Raw genomic sequence first — 25,297 nt, 5'->3', positions numbered from 1 at the left:
AAGCACACCCGGGGGCCGTCCGTAATCCGTTCGACGCGGCCCCGCTCCTCGGGCAGGATCAGGGCCATGTCCCGGTACGCCTTCCCCGCAGCGCCGTCCGCAGTCGCGGACGCGCCGAAGGCTGCCCTCTCCGCCTCCTCGGCACCCGCCCTGGCACAGGCCTTCGCCGCAGCGGCGCCCGCCGCGTTCGACGGCGCACGAAGCTGACCCTTCCCGGATCGTCCGGCGGACCCCGCAGGGGGAGGGTCGGTTCGCTCCAGGGGTCCCGTTCCAGCTTCGAGACACGGGAAAGACACCATGGCCAAGACGGCCTTCGCCCGCACCAAGCCGCACCTCAACATCGGCACCATGGGTCACGTCGACCACGGCAAGACCACCCTCACCGCCGCCATCACCAAGGTCCTCGCCGACCGCGGGGGCGCCTCCTTCGTGCCGTTCGACCGGATCGACCGCGCGCCCGAGGAGGCCCGGCGCGGCATCACGATCAACCTCACGCACGTCGAGTACGAGACCGACACCCGCCACTACGCCCACGTCGACATGCCCGGCCACGCCGACTACATCAAGAACATGGTCACCGGCGCGGCCCAGCTCGACGGGGCCATCCTCGTCGTCTCCGCCCTCGACGGGGTCATGCCCCAGACCGCCGAGCACGTGCTCCTCGCCCGGCAGGTCGGCGTGGACCACATCGTGGTGGCCCTCAACAAGGCCGACGCCGGGGACCCGGAGCTGACCGACCTGGTCGAGCTGGAGGTCCGCGAGCTGCTCACCGCCCACGGCTACGGCGGCGAGGAGGCGCCGGTCGTACGGGTCTCCGGGCTCGGGGCGCTGGAGGGCGACCCGCGCTGGACGGGGGCGGTCGAGGCGCTGCTCGACGCGGTCGACACGTACGTGCCGATGCCCGTGCGGTACACGGACGCGCCGTTCCTGCTGCCGGTCGAGAACGTCCTGACCATCACCGGCCGGGGCACCGTCGTGACCGGCGCCGTCGAGCGGGGCACCGTCCGGCTCGGCGACCGCGTCGCGCTCCTCGGCGGCGAGGGCGAGCCGGTGGAGACCGTCGTCACGGGTCTGGAGACGTTCGGCAAGCCGATGGAGTCCGCCGAGGCGGGTGACAACGTCGCCCTGCTGCTGCGCGGGGTGCACCGCGACGGCGTGCGCCGCGGGCACGTGGTCGCCGCGCCCGGCAGCGTGGCGCCGCGCCGCCGCTTCACCGCGCGGGTGTACGTCCTCTCCGGGCGCGAGGGCGGCCGGACGACGCCGCTGTCCTCCGGCTACCGGCCGCAGTTCTACATCCGCACCGCCGACGTGGTCGGCGACGTGGATCTGGGCGAGGCCGGGTTGGCCCGTCCCGGCGAGACGGTGACCATGACCGTCGAACTGGGCCGGGACGTGCCCCTGGAGGCGGGGCTCGGCTTCGCGATCCGCGAGGGCGGGCGCACCGTCGGCGCGGGGACGGTGACCGAGGTGCTCGGGTAGACCCGGGTGTGGTGGCGGCGGTCCGGCTTTGCCAGACTGCCGTCACCACACGGGCGTCTACGGGCGGGGCGAGGGGCGGGCGGCGATGAGCGGCGGCACGGTACGTGACACGGCACTGGTGCTCGGCGGCGGCGGGCTCACCGGCATCGGCTGGGAGGCCGGGATCCTCTACGGGCTCGCCCGCGCCGGAGTGGACCTCACCGGAGCCGACCTCGTCGTCGGCACCTCCGCCGGCTCGGTGGTCGGGGCCCAGCTCGCGTCCGGGCTGCTCACCCCGCGGGAGCTGTACGAGCGCCAGCTCGCCGACCCGGCCGGGGAGATCGCGGCCAGACTCGGCGCCGCCCTCTACGCCCGCTACGCCCTCGCCCTGCTCCGCTCGCGCGACGCCGCCGAGTACCGCAGGCGGGTCGGCGCCATGGCCCTCGCCGCCGACACCCCGCCCGAGGCGGAGCGGCGCGAGGTCCTGGCGGCCCGGCTCGTCTCGCACGAGTGGCCCGAGCGGCGCCTGGTCGTCACCGCCGTCGACGCGCTGACCGGCGAGAGCGCCCCCTTCGACCGGGAGCGCGGGGCCGGGCTGGTGGACGCCGTCGCAGCGAGCTGCGCCGTGCCCGGGGTGTGGGCGCCCGTCACCATCGACGGCCGCCGGTACGTGGACGGAGGCGTCCGCTCCGCCACCAACGCCGACCTGGCGGCGGGCTACCGGCGCGTGGCGGTCCTCGCGCCGATGGCCCTCGGCGGGGGGAAGCTGCCCTCCCCGGCCCGGGAGGCCGCCCGGCTGCGGGCCGAGGGCGCCCGGGTGGTGCTGATCACCCCGTCCCCGGAGGCCCGCAAGGCCTTCGGCCGCAACGTGCTCGACCCGGCCCGGCGGGCCCCCGCGGCGCGGGCGGGGCTGGCCCAGGCCGCCGCACACGTGGCCGAGGCGGCGGCCGTCTGGGCGGAGGGCTGACCGGGACGGGCGCGGGGCGGCGGGCCCGACAATGGAGGGGTGAGCGACGAACAGATCCCGGTGATCCGGGAAGTGGGCCAGGGCACCGCCAAGCTGATGCCGGACGTGGACCGGGAGCGGGCCTGGCTGCTCACCGTGGACGGGGCGCCGCAGTCCTACGTGGACCTCGACGAGCCCGCGCACCTGGAGTTCGAGTACGTACGCCGCCTCGCGCACGTCCTGGACTGCGCGGCCGGGCCCGGGGTGGCGCTGGACCTGCTGCACCTGGGCGGCGGCGGGCTGACCCTGCCCCGCTACGCGGCGGCGACCCGGCCGGGCTCCCGTCAGACCGTGGTCGAGTTCGACGCGGCCCTGGTGGAGCTGGTGGCGGAGCACCTCCCGCTGGCCCCCGGGGCGCGGGTGGAGGTGCACGCCGCCGATGCGCGGGACTGGGTGGAGCGGGCGCCGCGGGCCAGTGCCGACGTGCTGGTCGCCGACGTGTTCGGGGGCTCCCGGGTGCCGGCCCGGCTGACCTCGGTGGAGTACGCCCGCCAGGCGGCCCGGGTGCTGCGGCCCGGCGGGCTCTACGCGGCGAACCTGGCCGACGGGGCGCCGTTCGGCTTCCTGAAGGCCCAGCTGGCCAACTTCGCCGCCGCGTTCGCGGAGCTCGCGCTGATCGCCGAGCCCGGGGTGCTGCGCGGGCGGCGTTTCGGCAACGCGGTGCTGCTCGCCTCCGACGCGCCCCTGCCGGTGGCCGCGCTGGCCCGGCGGTGTGCCGGGGACGCGTTCCCCGCGCGGGTGGAGGAGGGGGAGGGGCTCGCGCGGTTCATGCGCGGGGCGCGGGTGGTGGCGGACACCGACGCCGTCGCCTCGCCGCAGCCGCCGGAGGGGGCGTTCAGCCTGGGGTGACGGTGGGGGCGGCGGCCGCGGGCGCGGGTGTGCCGCCGGCCGGGGACTTCGGCGGGACCGGTCTGCGGGTGATGTGGCGGACCTCCGGGACCAGGAGGACCAGGGCCGTGGGGACGATCACCAGGGCCGCGCAGCCCCACAGGGCCGTGGTGCGGCCGAGGACCGACTCGGCCGGGCCGGCCAGGGCGGTGGCCAGCGGGAGCATGGAGACCGAGCCGAACCAGTCGTAGGCGGCGACCCGGGAGAACTTCTCCTCGGGGATCTCCTGGTGCATGGTCGTCATCCAGTTCACGCCGAACACCTCGACGGCGGTGCCGCTGACGAACATCACCGCGCACAGCCCCCAGGTGGGCAGCGGCACCGCGAGGCCCGCGGAGGGGAGCGCCAGCGGGAACACGCACAGGGTGCCGACCAGCAGCAGACGGCGGGGTTTCCACAGCATCATCAGGACGGCGCCGGCGATGGTGCCGACGCCGAAGAAGGCCAGGGCCAGCCCCCAGGGGGCGGGCCCGCCCAGCCGGTCGCGGGCGACGAGGGGCCCGTACACCGCCTCGGCCGCTCCGACGACGGCGACGACGACGGAGAACTGGAGCACGATGCTCCACAGCCAGGACCGGGTGCGGAACTCCACCCATCCCTCGCGGAGGTCGGCCAGCAGGCCGCCGCCGGGAGCCCGCCCGGTGGCGGGGCCGACGTCGAGGAAGGCGCGCAGGGCACCGGCGACCGCGAAGGCGGCCGCGTCCACGGCCAGGACCCAGCCGGGGCCGATCGCGGCGATCAGGGCGCCGCCGAGGGCCGCCCCGCCGATGCCCGCGCCGTTCATCGCCATCCGGAAGAGCGCGAACGCCCGGTTGGAGTGCTCGCCCGAGACGCTGGAGAGCAGCATGCCCTCGGCCGCCGGGTTGAAGAAGGCGGTGCCGGTACCGCAGAGGGCGGTGAGCAGCATCATCTGCCACAGCTGGGGGTCACCGGTGAGGACCAGCACCGCGAAGGCGGCCTGCGAGAGGCAGTTGAGGGCGTTGGCCGCGACCATCACGCGGTGGCGCGGGAGCCGGTCGGCGAGGGCGCCGCCCACGAGCAGGAAGAGGACGAGGGGCAGCGTACGGGCGGCCGCGACGAGGCCGACGTCGCCGCCCGAGCCGCCCGCGTCCATGACGGCGAAGGCGGAGGCGATGAGCGCTCCGTGGCTGCCGAGGTTCGTCACGACCGCGGCGCCGGTCAGCAGGGTGTAGTTGCGGCCCGCCCAGGAGGGGAGGCGGCGTGGAGCGGCGGGGGAGTCGGTGGGGGGAGAGCTCACCCGGGGACTATCCCCCGCCCCGGGCCGAGAATCCAAACGAATAACCGGAAAAAGGATAATCGGCCCGGAGGTGGGGTGAGGTGGCGCGGGGTCAGTTGCCGTCGATGAGGCGGACGGAACTCATGATCTTCTCCTCGGTGGCCTGGTCCACCTCGCCGGGGACCCCGGCGGCGGCCCACATGACCCAGCTGGCGAAGTCACCCTTGGAGTTGCGGAAGCTGAAGGCGATGCTCTTGCCGTCCGAGGAGCACTTGTTCTCCTTGGGGACGTTGCTCACGGTCGCCGTCGCGAAGTGCCCCTTGAGGCCGGAGAGCGTCGTGTACTCCTTGGACTCGGAGATCTTGACCTGCTCCTTGGGCAGCTTCTGCGAGTAGGCGGCGAAGACCCAGGTGCCCGCCTCGCTGTGCGCGGCCCCGGCGGTGTCCTTGGCGCCCTGGCCGCCCTTGGTGCCGGTGCCCGCCAGTCCGGTGCTCTCCTCCTTGCCGTCCTTGTTGGAGTCCACCTTGCACCAGTCCTCCTTCAGGAAGGCGGGTGCGGAGAAGGTGACGAGGGGGGAGCCGTCGTGCTTCTCGGCGTCCTCGAAGCCGGAGATCACCCCGGAGCTCGCCACGTTCCACTCCGGCGGGACGTCGAAGGCGGTGCCGTGCTTCGGGTTGATGACCACCTTCCAGCCCGGGATGACGGGCTTGGCGTCGCCGCCGCCGCGCGGGTTGCCGCTCGGGGCGGGCGGGGCGGCGGAGGTGGCGGGTGCGGAGGAGGAGGGGGCGGCGGGCTTGTTGCTCGCCTGGTTGCTCCCCTTGTCGTCCCGGGTGAGGACGAAGGCTCCGGTGACGGCCGCCGTCACGACGACCGCCGAGGCCGCCACGATGGCCACCGTCTTCGTGGAGAACGGGCTCCCGCCGGACGGCCGGGGCGCGGTCGGCTGCGGGGTGGGCTGGCCCCACGGCTGGACCGGCGGCGGGGTCGGGTAACCGCCCGCCTGTGGGTAGCCGTAGCCGGGCTGCTGCTGACCGAATCCCGGCTGGGGCTGCTGCTGGTACGGGTTCGGCTGTCCCGGCTGCTGCTGGTACGGGTTCTGTTGCGCGTCCTGGGGGCCCTGCTGTCCCCCGGGCGGCTGCTGCTGTCCTGGCCACATGGCCGGTAACCATAGTGGGAGTGGGGTGCGGGAGCCACGTCCGCCCCCTCCCGAGCTCTGGCCAACTTCATCTACTCGCGGGTAACATCGCGTGCCATGAGCGCAGAACAGATGAACGTGGGCGAACTGCTCGCCCAGACCGTGCCGATGGCCCGCACCCTGAACCTGGAGTTCCTGGAGACCACGTCGGAGCGCGCCGTCGTCCGGCTCCCGGACCAGCCGGACTTCCACAACCACGTCGGCGGCCCGCACGCCGGCGCGATGTTCACCCTGGCCGAGTCCGCGAGCGGTGCGATCGTCCTGGCCGCCTTCGGCGACCAGCTCTCGCGCGCGGTGCCGCTGGCCGTCAGGGCCGAGATCGGCTACAAGAAGCTCGCCAAGGGCGTCGTGACGGCCACCGCGACCCTGGGCCGCCCGGCCTCCGAGGTCGTCGCCGAACTCGACGCGGGCGGCCGCCCCGAGTTTCCCGTCACCATCGCCATCCAGCGCGAGGACGAGGCCGTGACGGGGGAGATGACCGTCGTCTGGACCCTCCGCCCCAACGCCTGACCCCGCCGGGCCGGCAGCCCGCGGCCTCCGCGCCGGCGGCAGGTGTTCGCCGGTCGTTCGCCGCGGGAACCCGTGCTGCGGGCGGAGTCCGTCACGGGGAGCGGATAGGCTGCTCGTTCGGCGTGTCCCGGGGGCGCGCCGGTCAAGACGAGGGAGGGCGAACCGGTGCACGTCCAGGAATGGCTGGAGACGATTCCGGCGATCAGTGTCTATCTCCTGGTGGGTCTGGTCATCGGGCTGGAGAGCCTGGGCATCCCGCTGCCCGGGGAGATCATCCTCGTCAGCGCGGCCCTGCTGGCCTCGCAGCAGGGTCACATCGACCCCGTGGTCCTGGGCCTGTGCGCGATCGCGGGCGCGATCGTCGGCGACTCCATCGGCTACGCGATCGGCCGCCGCGGCGGCAAGCCGCTGCTGGAGAGGCTGGGCCGGCGCTTCCCGAAGCACTTCGGGCCGGAGCAGGTGGCCGTGGCGGAGCGCTCGTTCGACCGCTGGGGCATGTGGGCCGTCTTCTTCGGCCGGTTCGTGGCGCTGCTGCGGATCTTCGCCGGACCGCTCGCGGGCGTGCTGCGCATGCCGTACTGGCGGTTCCTGATCGCCAACGTCCTCGGCGGCGTCCTGTGGGCCGGCGGCACCACCGCGGTCATCTACACGGTCGGCGTCGTCGCCGAGCCGTGGCTGAAGCGGTTCTCCTGGCTGGCCCTGGTGGCGGCCCTGCTGCTCGGGCTCGTCGTGACGCTGGTGGTCCGCGGCCGGATGAAGAAGGCCGCGGCAGCCGCCCGCGAGGAGGCTGCCGCGCGGGTCGCCGCCCCGGCGGGCGCCGCCGACTGACCCGCGGTCCCCGGGGCCGCGGCCCCGGGGACGGAGGCTCAGGACTCCGGGGTGACCGAGGCGCGGTGCTGCTTCGCCAGTTCCGTGTACATCGCGGCGTTTACCTTGATGTGCTCACGCTCCTCCGCGGTGAGCTCCCGCCGCACCTTGGCCGGCACGCCCGCGACCAGGGAGCCGGGCGGAACCACCATGCCCTGCGGGACCAGGGCCTGCGCGGCCACCAGCGAACCGGCGCCGATGACGGCCCCGTTCAGCACGGTCGCGCCCATCCCGATCAGGCAGTCGTCCTCCACCGTGCAGCCGTGCACCACGGCGTTGTGGCCGATCGACACCCGCTCGCCGACCGAGACCGGGAAGCCGGGGTCCACGTGCAGCGTGCAGTTGTCCTGGACGTTGCTGTCGGCGCCGAGCGTGATCGGGCCGCAGTCGCCGCGCAGCACCGCCGAGTACCAGACGCTCGCGCCCGCGCCCAGGGTGACGTCGCCGACCACGACCGAGGTGGGGGCGGTGAACGCCGTCGGGTCCACGGACGGCCGCCGGTCGCCCACGGCCGCGATGAGAGCTCCCTGACCGGCCTGGCCCGGGTGGCCCGTGTGGTTCGTCATGATCGTTTCCCTCTGTTTCCGGATGCCGCGCTACCGGCACCGTAGGGCACCGGCCACCGCCGGTCCGCGATGGGGTGAAGATCACAGGAACGGGGTCCGGCCGTCCGGCGCGCGGCCCACTACCGTGGCCGGGTGCCGAAGAACCAGAACACGTTCTCATCCCTGGCGGCGCTGCGCCGCAGCCTCGCCAGCCGCGCCGTCCATGCGGGCTGGCGCTGGATGCAGCGGGCCGGCGCGGTCACCGCGCAGAACCCGGGCCGGCTGCGGTTCGGCGCGATCGGCGAAGGCACCCGCCTCGCCTTCCCGCAGGGCACCGTCTTCGGCGAGGCCTGGATCCGGATGGGCGGGCACTGCATCATCGCCGAGCAGGTCACCCTGACCGCCGGGATGATGCCCGACCTCGACCTCGGCCCCGATCCCGTGCTGGTCCTGGGCAACGGAGTGGTCCTCGGCCGGGGCAGCCACGTCATCGCCGACGCCCGCATCAGCATCGGGGACGACACCTTCTGCGGGCCCGGCGTCTACATCACCTCCACCAACCACAGCTACGACGACCCGCACGAGCCCGTCGGCAAGCAGTGGCCCCGCAGCGCCCCCGTCGAGATCGGGCCGGGATGCTGGCTGGGCACGGGGGCGGTGATCCTCCCCGGGGCGAAGCTGGGCCGCAACGTGGTGGTGGCGGCGGGTGCCGTCGTACGGGGCGAGGTGCCCGACCACGCCGTGGTGGCGGGGGCCCCGGCCCGGATCGTGCGCCGGTGGGAGCCCGAGACCGGCTGGCAGCCGCCGCTGCGCACTCCGGCGCCGGTGCCGATCCCCGACGGGGTGACCTCCGAGCAGCTGCGCGGTCTGGCCCGGCTGGCGGAGGCCGAGTAGGGGCGGCCCCCCGGGGCCCGCCGCGTCGCCGGACGGAACCGCCCCGGCGCGGCGGCCCGAGGCCGGGTCGTCGGGGTGCGGCTCGGGGCCGGGTCGTCGGGGTGCGGCTCGGGGCCGGTCCGTAGCGGTGCCGGGGCCGGTCCGTCGTGGTGCGGCCGGGGCCCGGTCTGTCGCGTGGCGGTTCGGAGTCGGTCCGTCGGGGTGGCCCGGGGCCGGTCTGTCGCGTGGCGGCCCGGGGCGGTCCGTCGGGGTGTGGCTCGTCGGGCCGTTGGGGCCTGTGGCGGGGCGGCGCGGGGTGGGGTCAGCCCGCCGCGAGGAGGACCGTGCCCGCCAGGGCCAGGCCGGCGCCCGCCGCCTGGACGCTGCGCAGGCGCTCCTTGAGCACGGCGAAGGCGGCGAGGGCGGTGATGACGGGGTAGAGCGAGGAGAGCACGGCGGCGACCGTCACCGGGCCGTTCTGGGCGGCGAGCGAGTAGGTTCCGTTGGCCGCGACGTCCGCGAGGCCGACGAAGACCAGGGCGGGCAGCAGGCCCAACAGGACACGCGGCCCGGTGCCCTCCGGCAGGGCGGGCGTTCCGCGCCGGGTCTGCGCCCACAGGGCGGCCCCGCCGACGGCGACGTTGGTGACCCGCTGGACGAACAGCGCGAGGAAGAGCCCGGTGATGCCGGTGGAGGCGTGCGAGATGAGCACCATCACGGTCCCGAAGCCGAAGGCCGCGGCCAGGGTGAGGAGGACCGCCTGCCGCTGCACGGGCGCGCCCCGCAGCTCGGGGCCGCCCGCGAGCACGATGCCGACGAAGGCCACCGCGATGCCCGCCAGCTGCCCCGGCCCGGGCCGCTCGCCCAGCGCCAGTCCCACCCCGACCGGGACGACCACCCCGACGGAGCCCAGCGGGGAGACCACGCCCATCGGGCCGAGCGCCAGGGCCTTGTAGAAGCTGAGCATCGCGGCCGGCCCGACCACCCCCGCCGCCACCGCGAACCAGAGCTGCGGCCCGGCCTCCTGCCAGGCGCCCGTCGCGAGGACGACCGAGCCGAGCACGAGGACCGCGGCGACCTGCGAGACCACGACCACGGTGAGCGCCGGCAGGCGGCGCGTCAGCAGCCCGCCGCCGAAGTCGGCGAGGCCCCACAGCACGGCTGTGGCCAGGGCGAAGAGGGCGGTCATGGCAGGACCTCGCAGTACAGTGCGGTGAACGGTGGAGTGCAGCATCGATTACACCGCAGGTTAGTTCAGTCTGTTGAACTGTGTCATCCAAAATATTGGACGGAATGGTGTCGGATCTCGAACAGCTCACCCAGGCGCTCGCCCGGAACCTCAAGCGGTGGCGCGGGGAGCGCGGGTTCACCCTGGACGCGCTCGCGGCCCGCGCGGGCGTCAGCCGCGGCATGATCATCCAGATCGAGCAGGCCCGTACGAACCCCAGCGTCGGCACCACGGTCAAACTGGCCGACGCCCTCGGCGTGAGCATCACCACCCTGCTGGACCACGAGCGCGGCCCGCAGGTGCACCTGGTGCTGCCGGGACAGGGGGTGCGGATGTGGTCCAGCGCCCCGGGCAGCGAGGCGCGCATGCTGCTGGGCGACGACCGGCGCGGCCCGGTGGAGATGTGGACCTACCGCCTGGAGCCGGGCGACGGCACGGCCTCCGACCCGCACCCGGCCGGGACCTTCGAGATGCTGCACGTCACGGCCGGCGAGCTGACACTGGAGATCGCCGACGACCGTCACGTGGTCCCGGCGGGAGGGGCCGTCTCCTTCGAGGCGAACGTCCCGCACGCCTACCGCAACGAGGGCGGCGTGCCGATGGAGATGACGATGGCCGTGTCCATCCCGCCCGTCCAGCGCGCCGACGGCCACCGCTGACGGCCACCGCCGACGCGGGACCCGTTACAGCGCCGGGATCTCGATGGCGGGGCACCGGTCCATGACCATCTCCACCCCGGCCTCGCGGGTCCGGGCGAAGGCCGCCTCGTCGACGACGCCCAGCTGGAACCAGACGGCGTCCGCCCCGGCCGCGACCGCCTGGTCCGCGACCGCGCCGGCCAGCGCGCTGTTCACGAACACGTCCACCACGTCCACCTTGAAGGGGACAGCTTCCAGCGAGGGGTAGCCCTGCTCGCCGTGGACCGTCTCCGCCTTCGGGTGGACGGGCACCACGCGCTTGCCGAACCGCTGGAGGACCCTGGCGACCCCGTAGGCCGCCCGGTCCTGGTTGCCGGACAGCCCGACCACGGCCCAGGTGTCGCCGAGTTCGGTGAGGATCCTGCGGATGGTCTCCTGGTCGCCGTACACGTACGCCGCCTCCTGCTGCTGCCGGGTCCGATGGGTGGTTCCGCCCGTTCAACGGAAAGGACACCTGTCCGATTCCCCGTAGGGTGGAGCGGTGAAGGCAGACCAGTACGAGACGGTGGCCCGCGAGGGGTCGCACGAGTCCGAGATCAACCGCTCGCGCTTCCTGTGCTCGCTCGCGCCCGCCGCGACCGAGCAGGAGGCGCAGGACTTCATCGCGCGCATCCGCCGGGAGCACCCCACCGCCACGCACAACTGCTTCGCCTACGTGATCGGCGCCGACGCCTCCATCCAGAAGGCCAGCGACGACGGCGAGCCGGGCGGCACCGCGGGCGTGCCCATGCTCCAGATGCTGACCCGGCGCGACATCCGCTACGCGGTGGCCGTCGTCACCCGCTACTACGGCGGCGTGAAGCTCGGCGCGGGCGGGCTGATCCGGGCCTACGGCGGGGTGGTGGGCGAGGCCCTCGACGCGCTCGGCACCGTCACCCGCCACCGCTACCGGCTGGCCACCGTCACCGTCGACCACCAGCGGGCCGGCAAGACGCAGAACGACCTGCGCTCCACCGGCCGCGCGGTCCTGGACGTGCGCTACGGGGAGGCCGTCTCGATCGAGATCGGCCTCCCCGAGGCGGACGTGGACTCCTTCCGGGCCTGGCTGAACGACGTCACCGCCGGGACCGCAGGCTTCGAACTCGGCGGAGAGGCCTACGGCGAAGGGTGAGTCCCGGGCAGGCCGTCAGAGGCGGCCGGACAGCAGCCGGTCCGCGTGGCGCAGTGCGTACCGCCCCACCGTCTCCCCGAGCCGTGCGCCCACCTCGTCGGCGCTGCGGCTGTGGATCCCCGAGTACACCCGGGCGTCCACGTTGTCCCGGGTGAGCTGGTCCCAGCCCGCGTAGGCGCGGCGGACGCCCGGCGCGGTCGGACTGGTCAGGTCGAACGGCTCCGTGACCGGTCCCGCGAGGGCGTCCAGCACGGCCTGCGCGGCGCCCGCGTACGTGGCGTGGCCGCTGGGGTAGTCCGGGTGGGCCGGGGTGTTGTGCAGCGGGCGCCAGGCCGGGTCGGTGCCGATCGCGCCCGTGCGGATCGCCGTCACCGGCCGCCAGCGCAGGTAGGTGTACTTGGCGTCGGAGGTGGCGATCTGGGTGTCGACCGACGCCGCGTGGAAGAGCGCGAGCAAGGCCGCCCGGTCGGCGGTCGAGCCGTGCGAGCGGGCCACGGCGACCCGCAGCGCGTCGGTGTAGAGCGTCAGCGAACCGCTGTACCAGAAGTTCGCCGTCTCCGTCTGGCGCGGTGTGCGCACCGTGCTGTCCGCCGCACCGTACGCCCGCACCTCCTCCAGGTCGGCGCGGTAACGGCCGGAGTCCAGGGCGGGCGGCGGGCCCGGGCGGAACTGCCCGGCGCGCTCCAGCAGGAAGGGCCGGCCCAGCCGGTTGCCGTACTGGATGGCCGGCGCGTAGCCGTCGGGCGTCGGCTGCCAGACGCCCGGGGCGGCCGGGGGCACGGGGAAGGGCGCGTTGGAGGAGGCCGGGTCCAGGCCGTCGCCGGCGCGGGCGGCCAGCACCGCCCTGGCCTGGCGGGATCCGGCGGCCACCCCCCGGTCCTCGGCCGGGCCGTCCGGGATCCGGGCGAGGGTGGTGGCGAGTGCCGTGTCGAGGTCGTCCTTGCGGGAAGGGGCGAGGGCGGCCAGCACGTCGTGGACGGCGGAGGCCACGGCCGCGTCCTGGAACCGGCCCCGGGACGGGCCGCCGCCGGGGGCCTCGCGGGCGGCCCGGGCGGCGGCGATCCAGCCGACGGCCCAGGTGCGGCTGTTGGTGATCTGCGTCGGGGCGGCCGTCGCGGCCACGGTCCGCGCGGTGACGTCGTACCAGTCGAGCACCACCGGACCGGCCCCGGCCGGGTCCGGGCGGACGGGCGCGGCAGCCGAGGGGACGGCGGCGGTCAGCGCGAGCAGCGCCGCGCAGCCGGCGGCGAGCAGCGCCGGACGGGTACGCGAGGGACGGGGCACCGGCGGGCGGGCGGGGCCCGGAACCGGTGGGCGGGAAGGTCGCGGGAGCGGCATGCGGCGACGCTAGCGAGCGGCCGCGACGGCGGACAAGCACACGAAGCCGCCACGGCGTACCGGCCACGGAACGTTGGCACCGCCGCCACGGGGCCGTAACAGAGCGGCCCGGATTCCCCCGCGGGCCGGGCCGGCGGCGCGGACGGGTTACCGTGGATGGCCGGCGCGCAGCGCTGCCGGCGCGGAAGTCATGGAGGAGAACGGCGTGCGGGTCGGAGCGGTCGAGTGAAGTTCCTGCACACCTCCGACTGGCACCTGGGCCGGTCCTTCCACCGCGTGAACATGCTCGGAGCCCAGGCCGCGTTCGTCGACCACCTCGTCGAGACCGTGCGCGAGCACGCGGTCGACGCCGTCCTCGTCGCCGGGGACGTCTACGACCGGGCCGTGCCCCCGCTGCCCGCCGTCGAGCTCTACGACCGGGCGCTGCACCGCCTCGCCGACCTCGGCGTGCCCACCGTGATGATCTCCGGCAACCACGACTCCGCCCGCCGGCTCGGCGTGGGCGCGGGACTGATCGGCCGCGCCGGGATCCACCTCAGGACCGACCCGGCCGGCTGCGCCGACCCCGTGGTGCTGGCCGACGCCCACGGCGACGTGGCCTTCTACGGTCTGCCGTACCTGGAACCTGCGCTGGTCAAGGACGAGTTCGCGGCGGAGAAGGTCAGTCACGAGGCCGTCCTCGGCGCGGCCATGGACCGGGTCCGCACCGACCTGGCCGGACGGCCCGAGGGCACCCGCTCGGTCGTCCTCGCGCACGCCTTCGTCACCGGCGGACAGGCCAGCGACAGTGAACGCGACATCGCCGTCGGCGGGGTCGAGGCCGTCCCCGCATCCGTCTTCGACGGTGTCCACTACGCGGCCCTCGGCCACCTCCACGGCTGCCAGACGATCAACGAACGGGTCCGCTACTCCGGTTCCCCGCTCGCCTACTCCTTCTCCGAGGCCGACCACCGCAAGACCATGTGGCTGGTCGAACTCGGCCCCGCCGGGGAGATCACCGCCGAGCGGCTCGACACCCCCGTCCCCCGCCCCCTCGCCCGGCTCCGCGGCCGGCTGGAGGAGCTCCTCGACGACCCCGCCCTCACCGGCCGCGAGGACAGCTGGGTCGAGGCCGTCCTCACCGACCCCGTCCGCCCCCGGGACCCCATGGCCCGGCTCACCGCCCGCTTCCCCCACACCCTCAGCCTCGCCTTCGAGCCCGAGGGCCGCCGGGACGACGGCGCCGCCTCCTACGCCCAGCGGCTGCGGGGCCGCAGCGACCAGGAGATCGCCGAGGACTTCGTCGCCCACGTCCGCGGCGGAGGCAGCGCCGACGAGGCCGAACGGGCCGTCCTGCGCGGAGCGTTCGACGAGGTCCGCGTCCAGGCCGCGGCCTGCGAGGACGCCGGCCGGCAGGCCGCCCGATGAGGCTGCACCGCCTGGAGGTCACCGCCTTCGGACCCTTCGCCACCCCCCAGAGGATCGACTTCGACGCCCTCTCCGGCGCCGGGATCTTCCTGCTGCACGGCCCCACCGGCGCCGGCAAGACCTCCGTCCTCGATGCCGTCTGCTACGCCCTCTACGGCTCCGTGCCCGGCTCCCGCCAGGCCCCCGGCACCACCCTGCGCAGCGACCACGCCGCCCCCGACACCCCGACCGAGGTCACCCTCGAACTCACCGCGGGCGGCCGCCGCCTGGAGATCACCCGGCGCCCCGAACAGGACCGCCCCAAGAAACGCGGCACCGGCACCACCAAGGACAAGGCCCAGTCCTGGCTCCGCGAGCACACGGCCGACGGCTGGACCGCCCTCAGCCGCTCCCACCAGGAGATCGGCGAGGAGATCGAACAGCTCCTCGGCATGAGCCGCGAGCAGTTCTGCCAGGTGGTCCTCCTCCCGCAGGGCGAGTTCGCCCAGTTCCTGCGGGCCGGCGCCGAAGCCCGCGGCCGGCTCCTCGGCCGGCTCTTCGACACCCGCCGCTTCGCCGCCGTCGAGACCCTCCTCGCCGAACGCCGCCGGGCCGCCGAGGCCAAGGTGCGGGCCGGCGACGAGAAGGTCCTCGCCGCCGCCCAGCGCCTCGCCCAGGCCGCCGGCGACAGCGCCGACCTCCGCGCCTGGCCGCTCCCCGCCCACCAGCCCGGCGACCCCGGCCTCGCCGACGCCGTCCGCGCCTGGGCGGCCGTCGCCCGCTGCTCCGCCCGCGAGCGGCTCACCGTCGCCGAGTACGCCCTGGCCGCCGCCGAGGGACGGCACGCCGCGGCCCGGCGCGCCGCCGAGGAGGCCCGGGAACTCGGCCGGCTCCAGCACCGCCACGCCGAAACCGCCCGCCGGGCCGCCCTGCTGGAGCAGGCCGGACCGGAACGCGCCCGGGTGCGGGAGCTGCTGGACCGGGCCCGCCGGGGCGCCCTCGTCGCCCCCGCCCTGGAACTGCGCGGGGCCGCGGCCGCCGCCCACCTCACCGCCGCGCACGCCGAGACCCTCGCCCGGGCGGAGCTGCCCCCCGCCCTCGCCGGGGCCGGCACCGAACAGCTCGGCGCCGTCGAACAGCGCCTGCGCGAGGACCTCGGCGCGGCCGGCGCCGCCCGGCGGGCGGAACAGCGCAGCGCCGAGATCGGCCGCGAGCGGGCCACGCTGGAGCGCGAAGCCCGCGACGCCGACGAGCAGCACCAGGAGTCCGCCGACTGGCTGGCCCGCTGGGACGCCACCCGTGCCGCCCTCCAGGAGCGGGTCGACGCCGCCCAGCAGGCCCTCACCCTCGCGGAGCAGCTCGCCGGCCGGCTGGAGCCCGCCCGCAGGCAGCTCGCCGCCGCCCGGCGCCGCGACACCCTGGCCGCCGACGCCGAAGCCGCCGCCGGTGAGCTGGACTCCGTACGCGAGGAGGCGTACGCCGCCCGGGAGCGGTGGCTGCAGCTCAAGGAGGACCGGCTGCGCGGCATCGCCGCCGAGCTGGCCGGGGCCCTCACCCCCGGGGAACCCTGCACGGTGTGCGGATCGGCCGAGCACCCCGCACCGGCGCGCCCCGCCCCCGGGCACGTGGACCGGGCCGCCGAGGACGCCGCCCACGCCCGCTTCGAACAGGCCGAGGAGCGCCGGGCCGCCGTCGAACGCCGGCTCGCCGCCGTCCGGGAGGCGGAGGCGGAGGCGGCCGGCGCCGCCGGGGCCGCGACCACCGCCGAACTCCTGGCCCTCACCGAGGACCTGAGCGCCCGTCACGCCGCCGCCCAGGCCGAGGCCACCAGACTCCACGCCGCCCGCGAACGCCTCGCCCGCGCCGAGCGGGAGCACGAGGCACGCAGCTCCGACCGGCTCGAAGCCGAACGCCGCGCCGCCGCCCGGGCCTCCCGGCGCGAGGCCCTCGACCGGGAGCAGGCCGCCCTCGAAGCCGAACTGGTCCTCGTCCGCGGCGACTCGCCCAGCGTCGCGGCCCGCGCCCGCACCCTGGAGGACCGCATCCGGATGGTCACCACGGCCGCGGCCGCGCTGCGCCGCGCCGAGGTCACCGCCGCACGGCTCAAGGAAGCCGACGACCAGCTCGCCGACGCCGCCTTCAAAGCCGGCTTCGAGACCACCGACGCGGCCGCCGACGCCGTGCTCCCCGAGTACGAGCGCACCGCCCTCCAGCACCGCCTCGACGCCTGGCAGGCCGAGGAGGCCATGCTCGCCGACCGCCGCGCCGAGGCCGACACCGCCGCGGCCGCCGCCCTGCCCCCGGCCGACCCCGCCACCGCCGAGGCCGCCGCGGAACGGGCCGCGGCCCTGCTGCGCACCGCCGGCTCGGCCGTGGACGCCGCCCGGGTCCGCTGCGCCGAACTGGACCGGCTCTCCCGGCAGGCGGAACACGAACTGCGCGCTCTGGGGCCGCTGCGCGAGGCCTACGAGCGGGTGGCCCGCCTCGCCGGGCTCACCGCGGGCACCTCCGCCGACAACGAGCGCAAGATGCGGCTGGAGTCGTACGTCCTGGCCGCCCGGCTGGAACAGGTCGCCGCCGCGGCGAGCGTGCGCCTGCTGCGCATGTCCGGAGGCCGCTACACCCTCGTCCACTCCGACGCCCGGGCGAGCGGACGCGGGCGCTCCGGTCTGGGGCTGCACGTACTGGACGCCTGGACCGGCAGCGAGCGGGACACCGCCACCCTCTCCGGCGGCGAGACCTTCTTCGCCTCACTGGCCCTGGCCCTGGGCCTGGCCGACGTGGTCACCGACGAGGCGGGCGGCATGCGGCTGGACACCCTCTTCATCGACGAGGGCTTCGGCAGCCTCGACGACCAGGCCCTGGACGAGGTCCTCGACGTACTGGACAGCCTGCGCGAACGCGACCGCAGCGTCGGCATCGTCAGCCACGTCGGTGACCTGCGCAGCCGGGTCCAGGCCCAGCTGGAGATCGTCAAGCAGCGCGGCGGCTCGGTGGTGCGCCACCGCACCGCCGGTGTCACGGACTGAGCGGACGCCGCGCCAGCGGGGACGAGTAGACGATGCTGGTGGTCACCGGACCCAGGCCGGCGATCCGCCCGGTGACCTCCTCCAGGTGCGCCATCGACCGGGTGGCCACCTTGAGGACGAAGCAGTCGTCACCCGTCACGTGGTGGGCCTCCAGGATCTCCGGGGTCGCCTCCAGGAAGTCGTGGAACGGCTTGTAGTTGCCGTGCGGATAGCGCAGCCGCACCAGGGCCATGATCGCCTTGCCGAGCTTCTCGTGGTCGACGACCGCGGTGTAGCCGGTGATGATCCCGGCCTCCTCCATTCTGCGGACCCGCTCGGTGACGGCGCTCGCCGACATCGACACGGCGCGCGCGAGCTCGGTGAAACTGGCCCGGCCGTCCTGCTGGAGGGCCGCCAGGATGCGCCAGTCGGTGGCGTCGGGGGAATAGCCGGTCATGGGCCAGGTCTAACAGGGGATTCCCCGGCGGAACAAGCCGAAGGCCGGGGAATACCACTTCCCGGAACGATCAACGGTTCGTAGATTTTGAGCCATGACGACGACGAGCCACGCGACCGCCCCCACCCCCACCAACCCCGTCCTGCGGGTTCCGCCGGCGAGCCCGGCCGCGGCCGCCGCCTACTTCGCGGCCAGCCTTGCGTTCCACGCGGACGTGTCCGACGTCGCCGCGGCCCTCACGGCGCACCGCGAGCAGGGGGCCGAGCTCGGCTTCCAGCTGATCGACTCCCGCTCCACCCCGTCCTGGGACCAGGCCCACGTGCCCGGCGCGATCCACCTGCCCACCGCGCTGATCCCCGAGCAGGCCGAGAAGCTCCTCGACAAGAACGTCCCCGTGGTCACCTACTGCTGGGGCCCGGGCTGCAACGGCGCCACCCGCTCGGCGCTCGCCCTGGCCGAACTCGGCTTCCAGGTCAAGGAGATGCTCGGCGGCATCGAGTACTGGATCCGCGAGGGCTTCGAGGTCGAGACCTGGCAGGGCCCGCAGCGGCGCGACGGGGCGGACCCGCTGACCGCCCCGACCGACTCGGACGACTGCGGCTGCTGACCCCCCGTACGACGGCCGCCCGCCCCGGTGAAGGGAGCGGGCGGCACACCGTGGTCGCGTACGAGGTCTCAGAGCCGTGAGAGCTCGTCCACCAGGTCGTCCAGACCCAGCGAACCCTGCGACAGCGCCGCCATGTGCCAGGCCTTCAGGTCGAAGGACTCACCGCGCGCCGCGCGGGCGTTGTCCCGGCCCAGCAGCCAGGCGCGCTCGCCCAGCTTGTAGCCGATCGCCTGGCCCGGCATCGACAGGTAGCGGGTCACCTCGCTCTCGATGAAGTCCGCCGGACGGCCGCTGTGCCGCCCGAAGAACTCCTGCGCCAGGGCCACCGTCCAGCGCTCGCCCGGGTGGAACGGCGAGTCCGCCGGGATCTCCAGCCCCAGGTGCATGCCGATGTCCACGATCACGCGGGCCGCGCGCATCATCTGGCAGTCCAGGTAGCCCAGCCGCTGCTCGGCGTCCTTGAGGTAGCCCAGCTCGTCCATCAGGCGCTCCGCGTACAGGGCCCAGCCCTCCGCGTTCGCGCTGACCAGGCCGACGCTCGCCTGGTAGCGCGACAGCCGGTCGGCCACGTGCGTCCACTGCGCCAGCTGGAGGTGGTGGCCCGGAACGCCCTCGTGGTACCAGGTGGACACCAGGTCGTACACCGGGAAGCGGGTCTGGCCCATGGTGGGCAGCCAGGTCCGCCCGGGACGGGAGAAGTCCTCCGAGGGGTTGGTGTAGTACGGGGCCGCGGCGCCGCCCGACGGGGCGATCTTCGACTCGACCCGCTTGACCCGCTCGGCGAGCTCGAAGTGGGTGCCGTCGAGGTTCTCGATGGCCTCGTCCATCAGGCCTTGCAGCCAGGCCTGGACCTCGTCCACGCCCTCGATGTGGGTGCCGTGCTCGTCCAGGTGGCGCAGCACGTTCCAGGGGTTCTCCTCGTCCGGGAGGATCTTGGCCGATTCGGCCTTCATCTCGGCGAGCAGGCGGTGGTACTCGGCCCAGCCGTAGGCGTACGCCTCGTCCAGGTCCAGGTCCGTGCCGTTGAAGTAGCGCGACCAGCGGGCGTAGCGCTCGCGGCCCACCGGGTCCGGGGCGTCCGCGACGGCCGGGGCGTACACGTCCCGCATCCAGTCCCGCAGTTCGACCACGGCGGCGGTCGCGGCGGCGGCCGCGGCGTCCAGGTCCGCGCGCAGGGAGTCGGGGCCGGCGGAGGCGAACTCCCCGAAGAAGTCCCGCTCGCCGTCGCCGTCCTGGCCGGCCCAGGTGGTGAGCTGGCCGATGAAGGTGGCGGTGGCGCGCGGCCCCCCGAGGAGGCCGCGCTCCAGGCCGAGGGCCAGGCACTCGCGGTAGCCGGCGAAGGCGGCCGGGACGGCGCGCAGCCGCTCGGCGATGGCGGCCCAGTCCTCCTCGGTGTCGGCCGGGGTGAGGGTGAAGACCTCGCGGACCTCGTGCGCCGGGGAGTGGATGTTGCTGACGGCGCGCAGGTCCTCGTCGGCCTCGTGGACCGCGAGTTCGGCGTTCAGACGCTCGCGCAGCAGGCGGGCGCAGCGGCGCTCGACATCGCTGTCGGCGCCGGGCAGCCGCTCGGCCTCGTCGAGGCGCGCGAGCGTGCCGCGCGACAGCCGGGCGGCCTCGGCGCGGCCGGCCGGCGAGAAGTCGGGGAGCTTTCCGCTGCTCGCGGCGACACCGAGGTAGGTGCCCACGATCGGGTTGATGGCGATGAGTTCGTCGACGTAGGCGTCGGCGACCTGACGGGGCAGAAGAGCCGCGCTGTCACTGTGGAGGGTGTCTGACATGCGGACATCTTCGTATGAGCGGCACCCCTACGTCATCACCATACGGGCTTGTTCTCCTGTCGGAGTCCGGATTCCGGGCGCCTGACGGCCCCGGCCGGCTCCAGCCGGGCCGTGATCACCAGGGTGCCCTCCTCGATCTGGTAGTCCAGGGGCAGGCCGAGGCCGCGCATGGCCGCGACCATGCCCGTGTTGGAGGCCTGGGTGACGGCGTACACGCTGTCGGAACCGGCCTCGACCGCCAGCGCGAGCAGCCGGCGCAGCAGTTCGGAACCGATGCCGCGGCGCTGCCATTCGTCCTCGATGAGGAGCGCGACCTCGGTCTCGTCCCCGTCCCACAGCAGGTGGCCGAGGGCGACGAGCCGGCCGGAGGCGGTGGTGGCGGCCAGGGTGCGGCCGAAGCGGGGGCTGAGCAGGTGGCCGAGGTAGCGGTCGGCGTCGGCGACGGGGCCGTGGTAGCGCAGGGCGAGGGTGCGGTCGCTGCACCGGTCGTGCATGGCGCGGGCGGCCGCCAGGTCCGAGCCGTCGGCGCGGCGCACGGTGATCTCGTTGCCCTCGGGCAGGGTCAGCACGTCCTGGCTCCGCGGGACGCGGGGGCCGAGGCGGGCGTCGAGCTCGACGAGGGCACGGGCGCGGGCGAACTCGGTGGGTGTGAAGGGCAGGTAGGGGCGCTCCACGGTGATCGCCCCGCCCGAGGGGTCGCGCAGCCGCATGACGGTGGCCTCCAAGACGCCCTCGACGGGGGCGTCGGCGCCGGTGTTGGGCCGGCCGGAGAGGGTGGTGGCGGGGATCGACTGGATGGTGCAGCGGCCGAGGAGCTGGCGCAGGGCGAGGGGGAGCTCGGCGGCGTCCAGGGCGGTGCGGGTGGCCAGCCCCAGGACCCGGGTGGGGGTGTCCACCAGGTCGTGGGCGTCGGCGCGTTCGATCCAGGTGCCGCGGCCGCCGGCCCGGGAGACGGCGCGGGTCAGGTCGGCGGTGGCGAGGTGCCGGGGGGCGCGCAGCAGGAACTCGTCGACCGTGCCGCCCTCGGGGAGGGGGTGGGTCTGGAGGGTCAGGATGTCCACGTTGGCCCGGGCCAGGGCCGTGCACAGCGCGGCGAGGCTGCCGGGCTCGTCACGCACGGTCGTCCGCATCCGCCACAGGGCCCCGGTCACCCGCGCGGTGTCCGACGGGGTCTCCTCCGGCGCCGGGTGGGGCGGACCGGAGGGCGCGGCGGTCTCCGGCGGCGGCGCATGGCTGTGCCGGCGGGCCCACCAGGTGTGGAAGCCCGCCGTCACCAGGAGTGCGACGGCCGAGGCGACCAGCAGGAGCGGCCCGCGGGGGCCGTGCGCGACGAGGTTGGCGATGCCGTCGGCGACGGCCACGGCGCAGAACAGGGCGGCGAGTTCGACGAGGTCCCGGCGCCAGTGGTGGCGGTGGGGACGGGAGGCGCGCGCAGCGGGGTTGCGATCAGTCATGCACCACACTCTGGCGGCCGGGTGTTGCGTGATCACGAACGATCTGTGACCGACTGGTTAAGCGTCGCTCTGGCCGGTTTCTCCCGTTTTTCCGGGCGGTTTCGGCTGCCGTCCCGCCCGTCGGGCCGGTGCGCTCACGCCTGTCCGACGCGGCCCGGCCGGAGCACCCGGGTGAAGAGTACGCCACCTCCCTGCCGGCGGAGCCGCACGGTGAGCTCCCCGCTGTCGCCGTCGATCTCGACCTCGCCGTAGTACGGGGGGTTCTCCGCGGGGGACATGTTGGCGACCGGCGCCGACCGGACGAACTCGGTCCGCGGCCCGAACGTCGCGTCCAGCTTCCCGGCGGGGAAGCCGCCCGCTCCGATGGGTCCGGAGATGAACTCCCAGAACGGCGCGAAGTCGTCGAACGCCGCACGCTCGGGGGCGTAGTGGTTGGCGGCGGTGTAGTGGACGTCGGCGGTGAGCCAGAGGGTGCCCGTGATGTGCTGGTGCTTGATGTGGCGCAGGAGGTCGGCGATCTGGAGTTCGCGCCCGAGCGGGGCCCCCGGGTCGCCCTGGGCCACCGCCTCGAAGTCCACCGCCCCGTCCGGGACGACGATGCCCAGGGGCATGTCGGCGGCGATCACCTTCCAGGTCGCCCGGGAGCGCGAGAGCTCCCGCTTGAGCCAGGCCAGCTGCTCGGTGCCGAGGATGCCGACCGGGTCGTCGGTCTGGCGGCCGGGGGAGTTGGCGTCGCGGTAGGTGCGCATGTCGAGCACGAACACGTCCAGCAGCGGGCCGTGCCGCAGCACCCGGTACATCCGGCCCTCGGCGCGCCCGCCCCGCAGGTCGGTCACGGGGAAGTACTCGCCGAAGGCCTGGCGGGCGCGGGCCGCGAGGGTGTCCACGTCCTTGACGGTGTAGCGCGGGTCGTCGAGCAGCTGGCCCGGGTACCAGTTGTTGCGCACCTCGTGGTCGTCCCACTGGGCGAGGACCGGGACCTGGGCGTAGAACTCGCGCAGGTTGTGGTCGAGCAGGTTGTAGCGGAAGTTGCCGCGGAACTCGGCGAGGGTCTCGGCGACCTTGGCCTTCTCCTCGGTGGTGACGTTGTGCCAGACACGGCCGTCGGGCAGCGGCACGGCGGCCTTGAGCGGCCCGTCGGCGTAGATCGTGTCGCCGCTGAAGAGGAAGAAGTCGGGGTCGCGCAGCCGCATCTCGTCGAAGACCCGGTATCCGCCCAGTTCGGGGTTGATGCCCCAGCCCTGTCCCGCCAGGTCCCCGGACCACAGGAAGCGCACGTCCTGCCGGCGGGAGACGGGCGTGGTGCGGAAGCTGCCGCGCACCGGCTCGCTGCACCGGCGGGGGTCGTCGGGGTCGGTGAGGACGACCCGGTAGTGGATCTGCCGGCCGGGCGGCAGGTCCCGCAGGGTGGCGGTGCCGGTGAAGTCGGTGGCCGGGCCGAGGAAGGGGCCGCCGTGGCGGCGGACGCCGTAACGGAACGACTCGCTCGGGGAGGTCTCGACGCACATCCGCGCCGGCCGGTCGGAGCGCGTCCAGACGGTGGCCGAGTGGGCGGTGATCTCGCCGGACTGGACGCCCCAGAGGGCGGCCGGGCGGCCGGAGCGGGTGAAGGCGGGGACCCGGGGTGAGGCGGCCAGCGCGGGCGCGGCGAGCGCCGTGGACAGGGCCAGGCCCACCGGGACGGCGAGCGAACCGCCGAGCAGGGACCGTCGGGTGTGCGGCATCGAGGCCATGGGTGCGTCTCCAGGGACGGCAGGGGGGAGGGCCGGACCAGTGTGCCCTCGCACACCGGACCGGCCGAGTCGCCCATGCGAACCGTGGATGAACAGCCGTCAGCCGATCATGCCGCGCGCCGTCGGGGCCGCCGCCGAACGTCGCCGCGGGACGCCGCGGGGCGCTGCGGTCACGCCCCGGCGTGCGCGGCGCCGAGGGCCGTCTCGCGGACGACCCGGGCGACGAGCGCCGGGTCGTCGTTCATCGGCACGTGCCCGCAGTCCCGCAGCCGCACCAGGCGGGCCCCGGGTATGGTCCGCTTGGCGCGCACGCCCTGGCGCGGCAGGAGCAGCCGGTCACGGGAGCCCCAGGCGATGGTCACGGGCAGTCCGGGCAGGTCGTGGCCGAACCGTACGGAGGCACCCGCGGCCAGGGTCTGCTCGAACCCGGTGGCGTCCCGCAGGGCCAGGGTCTCGGCGACGACGGCCTGCGGGGCGCGCCGGCCCGGCCGGGAGTAGATGGTGCCGGTGAGCGCGGCCCGGCCCGGGACGCTGCGCGCGAGCCGTTCCAGCGCCGGGCGGGGCAGGGCCCGGGCGCCGGCGCGCATCGCCCGCAGGGCGGTGAAGGCGTAGACCCGCTCGGGCTCCGACCAGAACCCGCCGGGGGAGAGGGCGGTGACGGAGCGGGCGAGGCCGAGGCGCCCCATCTCCAGCGCGAGCAGGCCGCCGAGGGAGTTCCCCGCGACGTGCGGGCGCTCGGCGCCCACGGCGGCGCAGAGCGCACCGAGGGCCGGGGCGACGGTTTCCAGGCCGTAGGGGACGCCCGGCGGCAGGGGCTCGGAGGCGCCGAACCCGGGCAGGTCGACGGCGATGACGTCGTACTCGGCCGCCAGGACCGCGGAGACCGGGTGCCAGGCCTGGAGGTGGTGGCCGATGCCGTGCAGCAGGAGCAGGGGCTCGCCCGCGCCCTTGCGCTCGTAGGCGACGGTGGCGGTACCGGGGCCCAGCGGCGAATCGATCGTGAAGGAGACCGTGGCGGTCATGCTGCTCCTCGTCGGGTGGACACGATGGGATGCGGGCCGTCGCGGGGACCGCCGCCCCATCATTACCGCCCGGTAGCCGTCGGGTCAGGGCCTTGGGGAAAGACGAGGCGAGCACGAACATCCTGTGAACGTCTTGCTACATATGCCCGATCTGCCCGGCCGATTGGCGAGGATTGGTCTTGACCAAGGGGGTGTGCCGTCCTATCGTCGCAGGGATAGTGCAGGAACCTTTAATAAACAAAGGCGCGGAACTGCGGCGCGGACTGCCGCTGGAAACCGCCGCCGGACAGGGCGCCGGCGGCGATCGCAGGAGGAGTCAGGGTGGGGACCACGCAGCTCGAATCGGTACCGGAGCCGAAGTACTGGCACCTCAAGACCGTCCTCAGCGAGGCGCTGGACCGGGACTTCGCGGTGGGCGAGGTCCTGCCGAACGAGCGTGAACTCGCCGCGCGCTTCGGTGTCGCCCGCGCCACCCTGCGCCAAGCCCTGGAACAGCTCGAACTCGAAGGGCGCCTGCAGCGCCGCCGCGGGGTCGGCACGACCGTCGCCCCGCCGCGGGTGGGCGTCGCCGTGGGCAGCACGGGAGACGGCTGGCCCGGCGACAGCGCCGACGGCTGGGAGGCCGTGGACTCCGTCGAGACCGTCCCGGCTGCAGCGGTCCTGGCGCTGCTGGGCACCGCCGCCGACCAGCCGGTCCACACGGTGCGCCGGACCCGCGTCACGCAGGGCCAGGCCGTCGCCGCCGAACTGCTGTACGTGCCCGCCGCCTCCGTGCCCGGGCTCTCCGCCATCGACGCCCCCGCCGGGGGCGGGGGGGGGGGGGGGGGGGGGGGGGGCCGCCCGGGGCGGGGGGGGGGGCGGCGCGGCGGCGCGGGGGGGGGGGGCGGCGCGCGCCGCG

The 25,297-nt window shown here is 75.0% G+C and carries 24 protein-coding genes; 13 read left to right on the top strand and 11 right to left on the bottom strand.

The window, feature by feature from the left end:
* Positions 1-66: 66 nt before the first annotated feature.
* From WDV06_RS25735 to WDV06_RS25720, 4 genes are all read left to right on the top strand, one after another.
* Positions 67-207: a hypothetical protein gene (locus tag WDV06_RS25735; protein ID WP_395512152.1), complete on the top strand. Its 141-nt coding sequence runs from the start codon at positions 67-69 to the stop codon at positions 205-207.
* Positions 208-297: 90 nt separating this feature from the next.
* Positions 298-1,479 (top strand): elongation factor Tu, encoded by a 1,182-nt coding sequence (tuf, locus tag WDV06_RS25730; protein WP_395512151.1) that lies wholly within the window; start codon positions 298-300, stop codon positions 1,477-1,479.
* 85 nt (positions 1,480-1,564) lie between these two features.
* Positions 1,565-2,425 carry a patatin-like phospholipase family protein gene (locus WDV06_RS25725; RefSeq protein WP_395512150.1) on the top strand — a complete coding sequence of 287 codons (861 nt, stop codon included), beginning with the start codon at positions 1,565-1,567 and terminating at the stop codon, positions 2,423-2,425.
* 96 nt (positions 2,426-2,521) lie between these two features.
* Positions 2,522-3,313, top strand: a complete 792-nt coding sequence (locus WDV06_RS25720) for a spermidine synthase (protein WP_395512160.1) — start codon at positions 2,522-2,524, stop codon at positions 3,311-3,313.
* On the opposite strand, the gene WDV06_RS25715 is transcribed toward WDV06_RS25720, so the two are convergent.
* Both WDV06_RS25715 and WDV06_RS25710 read right to left on the bottom strand, forming a co-directional pair.
* A complete protein-coding gene (locus tag WDV06_RS25715; protein WP_395512149.1) occupies positions 3,300-4,610 on the bottom strand; it encodes an MFS transporter in 1,311 nt (436 codons plus the stop codon). The two genes, WDV06_RS25720 and WDV06_RS25715, sit on opposite strands and share 14 nt — an antisense overlap.
* Positions 4,611-4,701: 91 nt before the next feature.
* A complete protein-coding gene (locus tag WDV06_RS25710) occupies positions 4,702-5,745 on the bottom strand; it encodes a hypothetical protein (protein ID WP_395512148.1) in 1,044 nt (347 codons plus the stop codon).
* Positions 5,746-5,841: 96 nt separating this feature from the next.
* Here WDV06_RS25710 and WDV06_RS25705 point away from each other — a divergent pair, with 96 nt between their 5' ends.
* Together WDV06_RS25705 and WDV06_RS25700 are read left to right on the top strand one after the other, a co-directional pair.
* Positions 5,842-6,294 carry a DUF4442 domain-containing protein gene (locus WDV06_RS25705; RefSeq protein ID WP_395512147.1) on the top strand — a complete coding sequence of 151 codons (453 nt, stop codon included), beginning with the start codon at positions 5,842-5,844 and terminating at the stop codon, positions 6,292-6,294.
* A 165-nt stretch (positions 6,295-6,459) separates the two neighbouring features.
* Entirely contained in the window at positions 6,460-7,122 is a 663-nt protein-coding gene (locus WDV06_RS25700) for a DedA family protein (RefSeq protein WP_395512146.1), read from the top strand.
* Between the two features lie 38 nt (positions 7,123-7,160).
* Here the strand turns inward: WDV06_RS25700 and WDV06_RS25695 are convergent, their stop codons facing one another.
* Positions 7,161-7,727, bottom strand: a complete 567-nt coding sequence (locus tag WDV06_RS25695; protein ID WP_395512145.1) for a gamma carbonic anhydrase family protein — start codon at positions 7,725-7,727, stop codon at positions 7,161-7,163.
* A gap of 132 nt (positions 7,728-7,859) precedes the next feature.
* On the opposite strand from WDV06_RS25695, the gene WDV06_RS25690 reads away from it, so the two are divergent.
* Positions 7,860-8,600, top strand: coding sequence for an acyltransferase (locus WDV06_RS25690; RefSeq protein ID WP_395512144.1), 741 nt, complete (start codon positions 7,860-7,862; stop codon positions 8,598-8,600).
* A 301-nt stretch (positions 8,601-8,901) separates the two neighbouring features.
* Here WDV06_RS25690 and WDV06_RS25685 read toward each other — a convergent pair whose 3' ends face one another.
* On the bottom strand, positions 8,902-9,768 hold the full coding sequence (locus WDV06_RS25685; RefSeq protein ID WP_395512143.1) for an EamA family transporter: 867 nt from the start codon (positions 9,766-9,768) through the stop codon (positions 8,902-8,904).
* A gap of 107 nt (positions 9,769-9,875) precedes the next feature.
* Between WDV06_RS25685 and WDV06_RS25680 the strand changes: the two genes are divergently transcribed.
* Positions 9,876-10,466 carry a helix-turn-helix domain-containing protein gene (locus tag WDV06_RS25680; RefSeq protein WP_395512159.1) on the top strand — a complete coding sequence of 197 codons (591 nt, stop codon included), beginning with the start codon at positions 9,876-9,878 and terminating at the stop codon, positions 10,464-10,466.
* Between the two features lie 24 nt (positions 10,467-10,490).
* Here WDV06_RS25680 and WDV06_RS25675 read toward each other — a convergent pair whose 3' ends face one another.
* Positions 10,491-10,895 (bottom strand): CoA-binding protein, encoded by a 405-nt coding sequence (locus tag WDV06_RS25675; protein ID WP_395512142.1) that lies wholly within the window; start codon positions 10,893-10,895, stop codon positions 10,491-10,493.
* Between the two features lie 91 nt (positions 10,896-10,986).
* On the opposite strand from WDV06_RS25675, the gene WDV06_RS25670 reads away from it, so the two are divergent.
* Complete coding sequence (locus WDV06_RS25670) at positions 10,987-11,616, top strand: YigZ family protein (protein ID WP_395512141.1); 630 nt, start codon at positions 10,987-10,989, stop codon at positions 11,614-11,616.
* 15 nt (positions 11,617-11,631) lie between these two features.
* On the opposite strand, the gene WDV06_RS25665 is transcribed toward WDV06_RS25670, so the two are convergent.
* Positions 11,632-12,954, bottom strand: coding sequence for a vanadium-dependent haloperoxidase (locus WDV06_RS25665; RefSeq protein WP_395512140.1), 1,323 nt, complete (start codon positions 12,952-12,954; stop codon positions 11,632-11,634).
* 225 nt (positions 12,955-13,179) lie between these two features.
* On the opposite strand from WDV06_RS25665, the gene WDV06_RS25660 reads away from it, so the two are divergent.
* Complete coding sequence (locus WDV06_RS25660) at positions 13,180-14,361, top strand: exonuclease SbcCD subunit D (RefSeq protein ID WP_395512139.1); 1,182 nt, start codon at positions 13,180-13,182, stop codon at positions 14,359-14,361.
* Positions 14,358-17,369, top strand: a complete 3,012-nt coding sequence (locus WDV06_RS25655) for an AAA family ATPase (RefSeq protein WP_395512138.1) — start codon at positions 14,358-14,360, stop codon at positions 17,367-17,369. Before WDV06_RS25660 ends, WDV06_RS25655 begins: the two co-directional genes overlap by 4 nt.
* Here WDV06_RS25655 and WDV06_RS25650 read toward each other — a convergent pair.
* Positions 17,359-17,805, bottom strand: a complete 447-nt coding sequence (locus WDV06_RS25650; RefSeq protein WP_395512137.1) for an Lrp/AsnC family transcriptional regulator — start codon at positions 17,803-17,805, stop codon at positions 17,359-17,361. The two genes, WDV06_RS25655 and WDV06_RS25650, sit on opposite strands and share 11 nt — an antisense overlap.
* A 94-nt stretch (positions 17,806-17,899) precedes the next feature.
* Here WDV06_RS25650 and WDV06_RS25645 point away from each other — a divergent pair, with 94 nt between their 5' ends.
* Positions 17,900-18,412 (top strand): rhodanese-like domain-containing protein, encoded by a 513-nt coding sequence (locus tag WDV06_RS25645; protein ID WP_395512136.1) that lies wholly within the window; start codon positions 17,900-17,902, stop codon positions 18,410-18,412.
* 68 nt (positions 18,413-18,480) lie between these two features.
* Here the strand turns inward: WDV06_RS25645 and WDV06_RS25640 are convergent, their stop codons facing one another.
* The 4 genes from WDV06_RS25640 to WDV06_RS25625 all read right to left on the bottom strand — a co-directional run bounded on the left by WDV06_RS25640 (position 18,481) and on the right by WDV06_RS25625 (position 24,399).
* Positions 18,481-20,190, bottom strand: a complete 1,710-nt coding sequence (locus WDV06_RS25640) for a DUF885 domain-containing protein (protein ID WP_395512135.1) — start codon at positions 20,188-20,190, stop codon at positions 18,481-18,483.
* Between the two features lie 35 nt (positions 20,191-20,225).
* Entirely contained in the window at positions 20,226-21,644 is a 1,419-nt protein-coding gene (locus WDV06_RS25635) for a GNAT family N-acetyltransferase (RefSeq protein ID WP_395512134.1), read from the bottom strand.
* A gap of 134 nt (positions 21,645-21,778) precedes the next feature.
* Positions 21,779-23,377: an alkaline phosphatase D family protein gene (locus tag WDV06_RS25630; RefSeq protein ID WP_395512133.1), complete on the bottom strand. Its 1,599-nt coding sequence runs from the start codon at positions 23,375-23,377 to the stop codon at positions 21,779-21,781.
* Positions 23,378-23,547: 170 nt separating this feature from the next.
* Positions 23,548-24,399 carry an alpha/beta fold hydrolase gene (locus WDV06_RS25625; protein WP_395512132.1) on the bottom strand — a complete coding sequence of 284 codons (852 nt, stop codon included), beginning with the start codon at positions 24,397-24,399 and terminating at the stop codon, positions 23,548-23,550.
* Between the two features lie 321 nt (positions 24,400-24,720).
* On the opposite strand from WDV06_RS25625, the gene WDV06_RS25620 reads away from it, so the two are divergent.
* Positions 24,721-25,297 (top strand): GntR family transcriptional regulator (locus WDV06_RS25620; RefSeq protein ID WP_395512131.1); only part of this gene is annotated, 577 nt, incomplete at its 3' end.

It is taken from the genome of Streptomyces racemochromogenes, from assembly GCF_044129415.1.
Classification (GTDB): domain Bacteria; phylum Actinomycetota; class Actinomycetes; order Streptomycetales; family Streptomycetaceae; genus Streptomyces; species Streptomyces racemochromogenes_A.
Note: the sequence above shows the minus strand (reverse complement) of the source record. Positions and strands in the feature narration are given on the sequence as shown.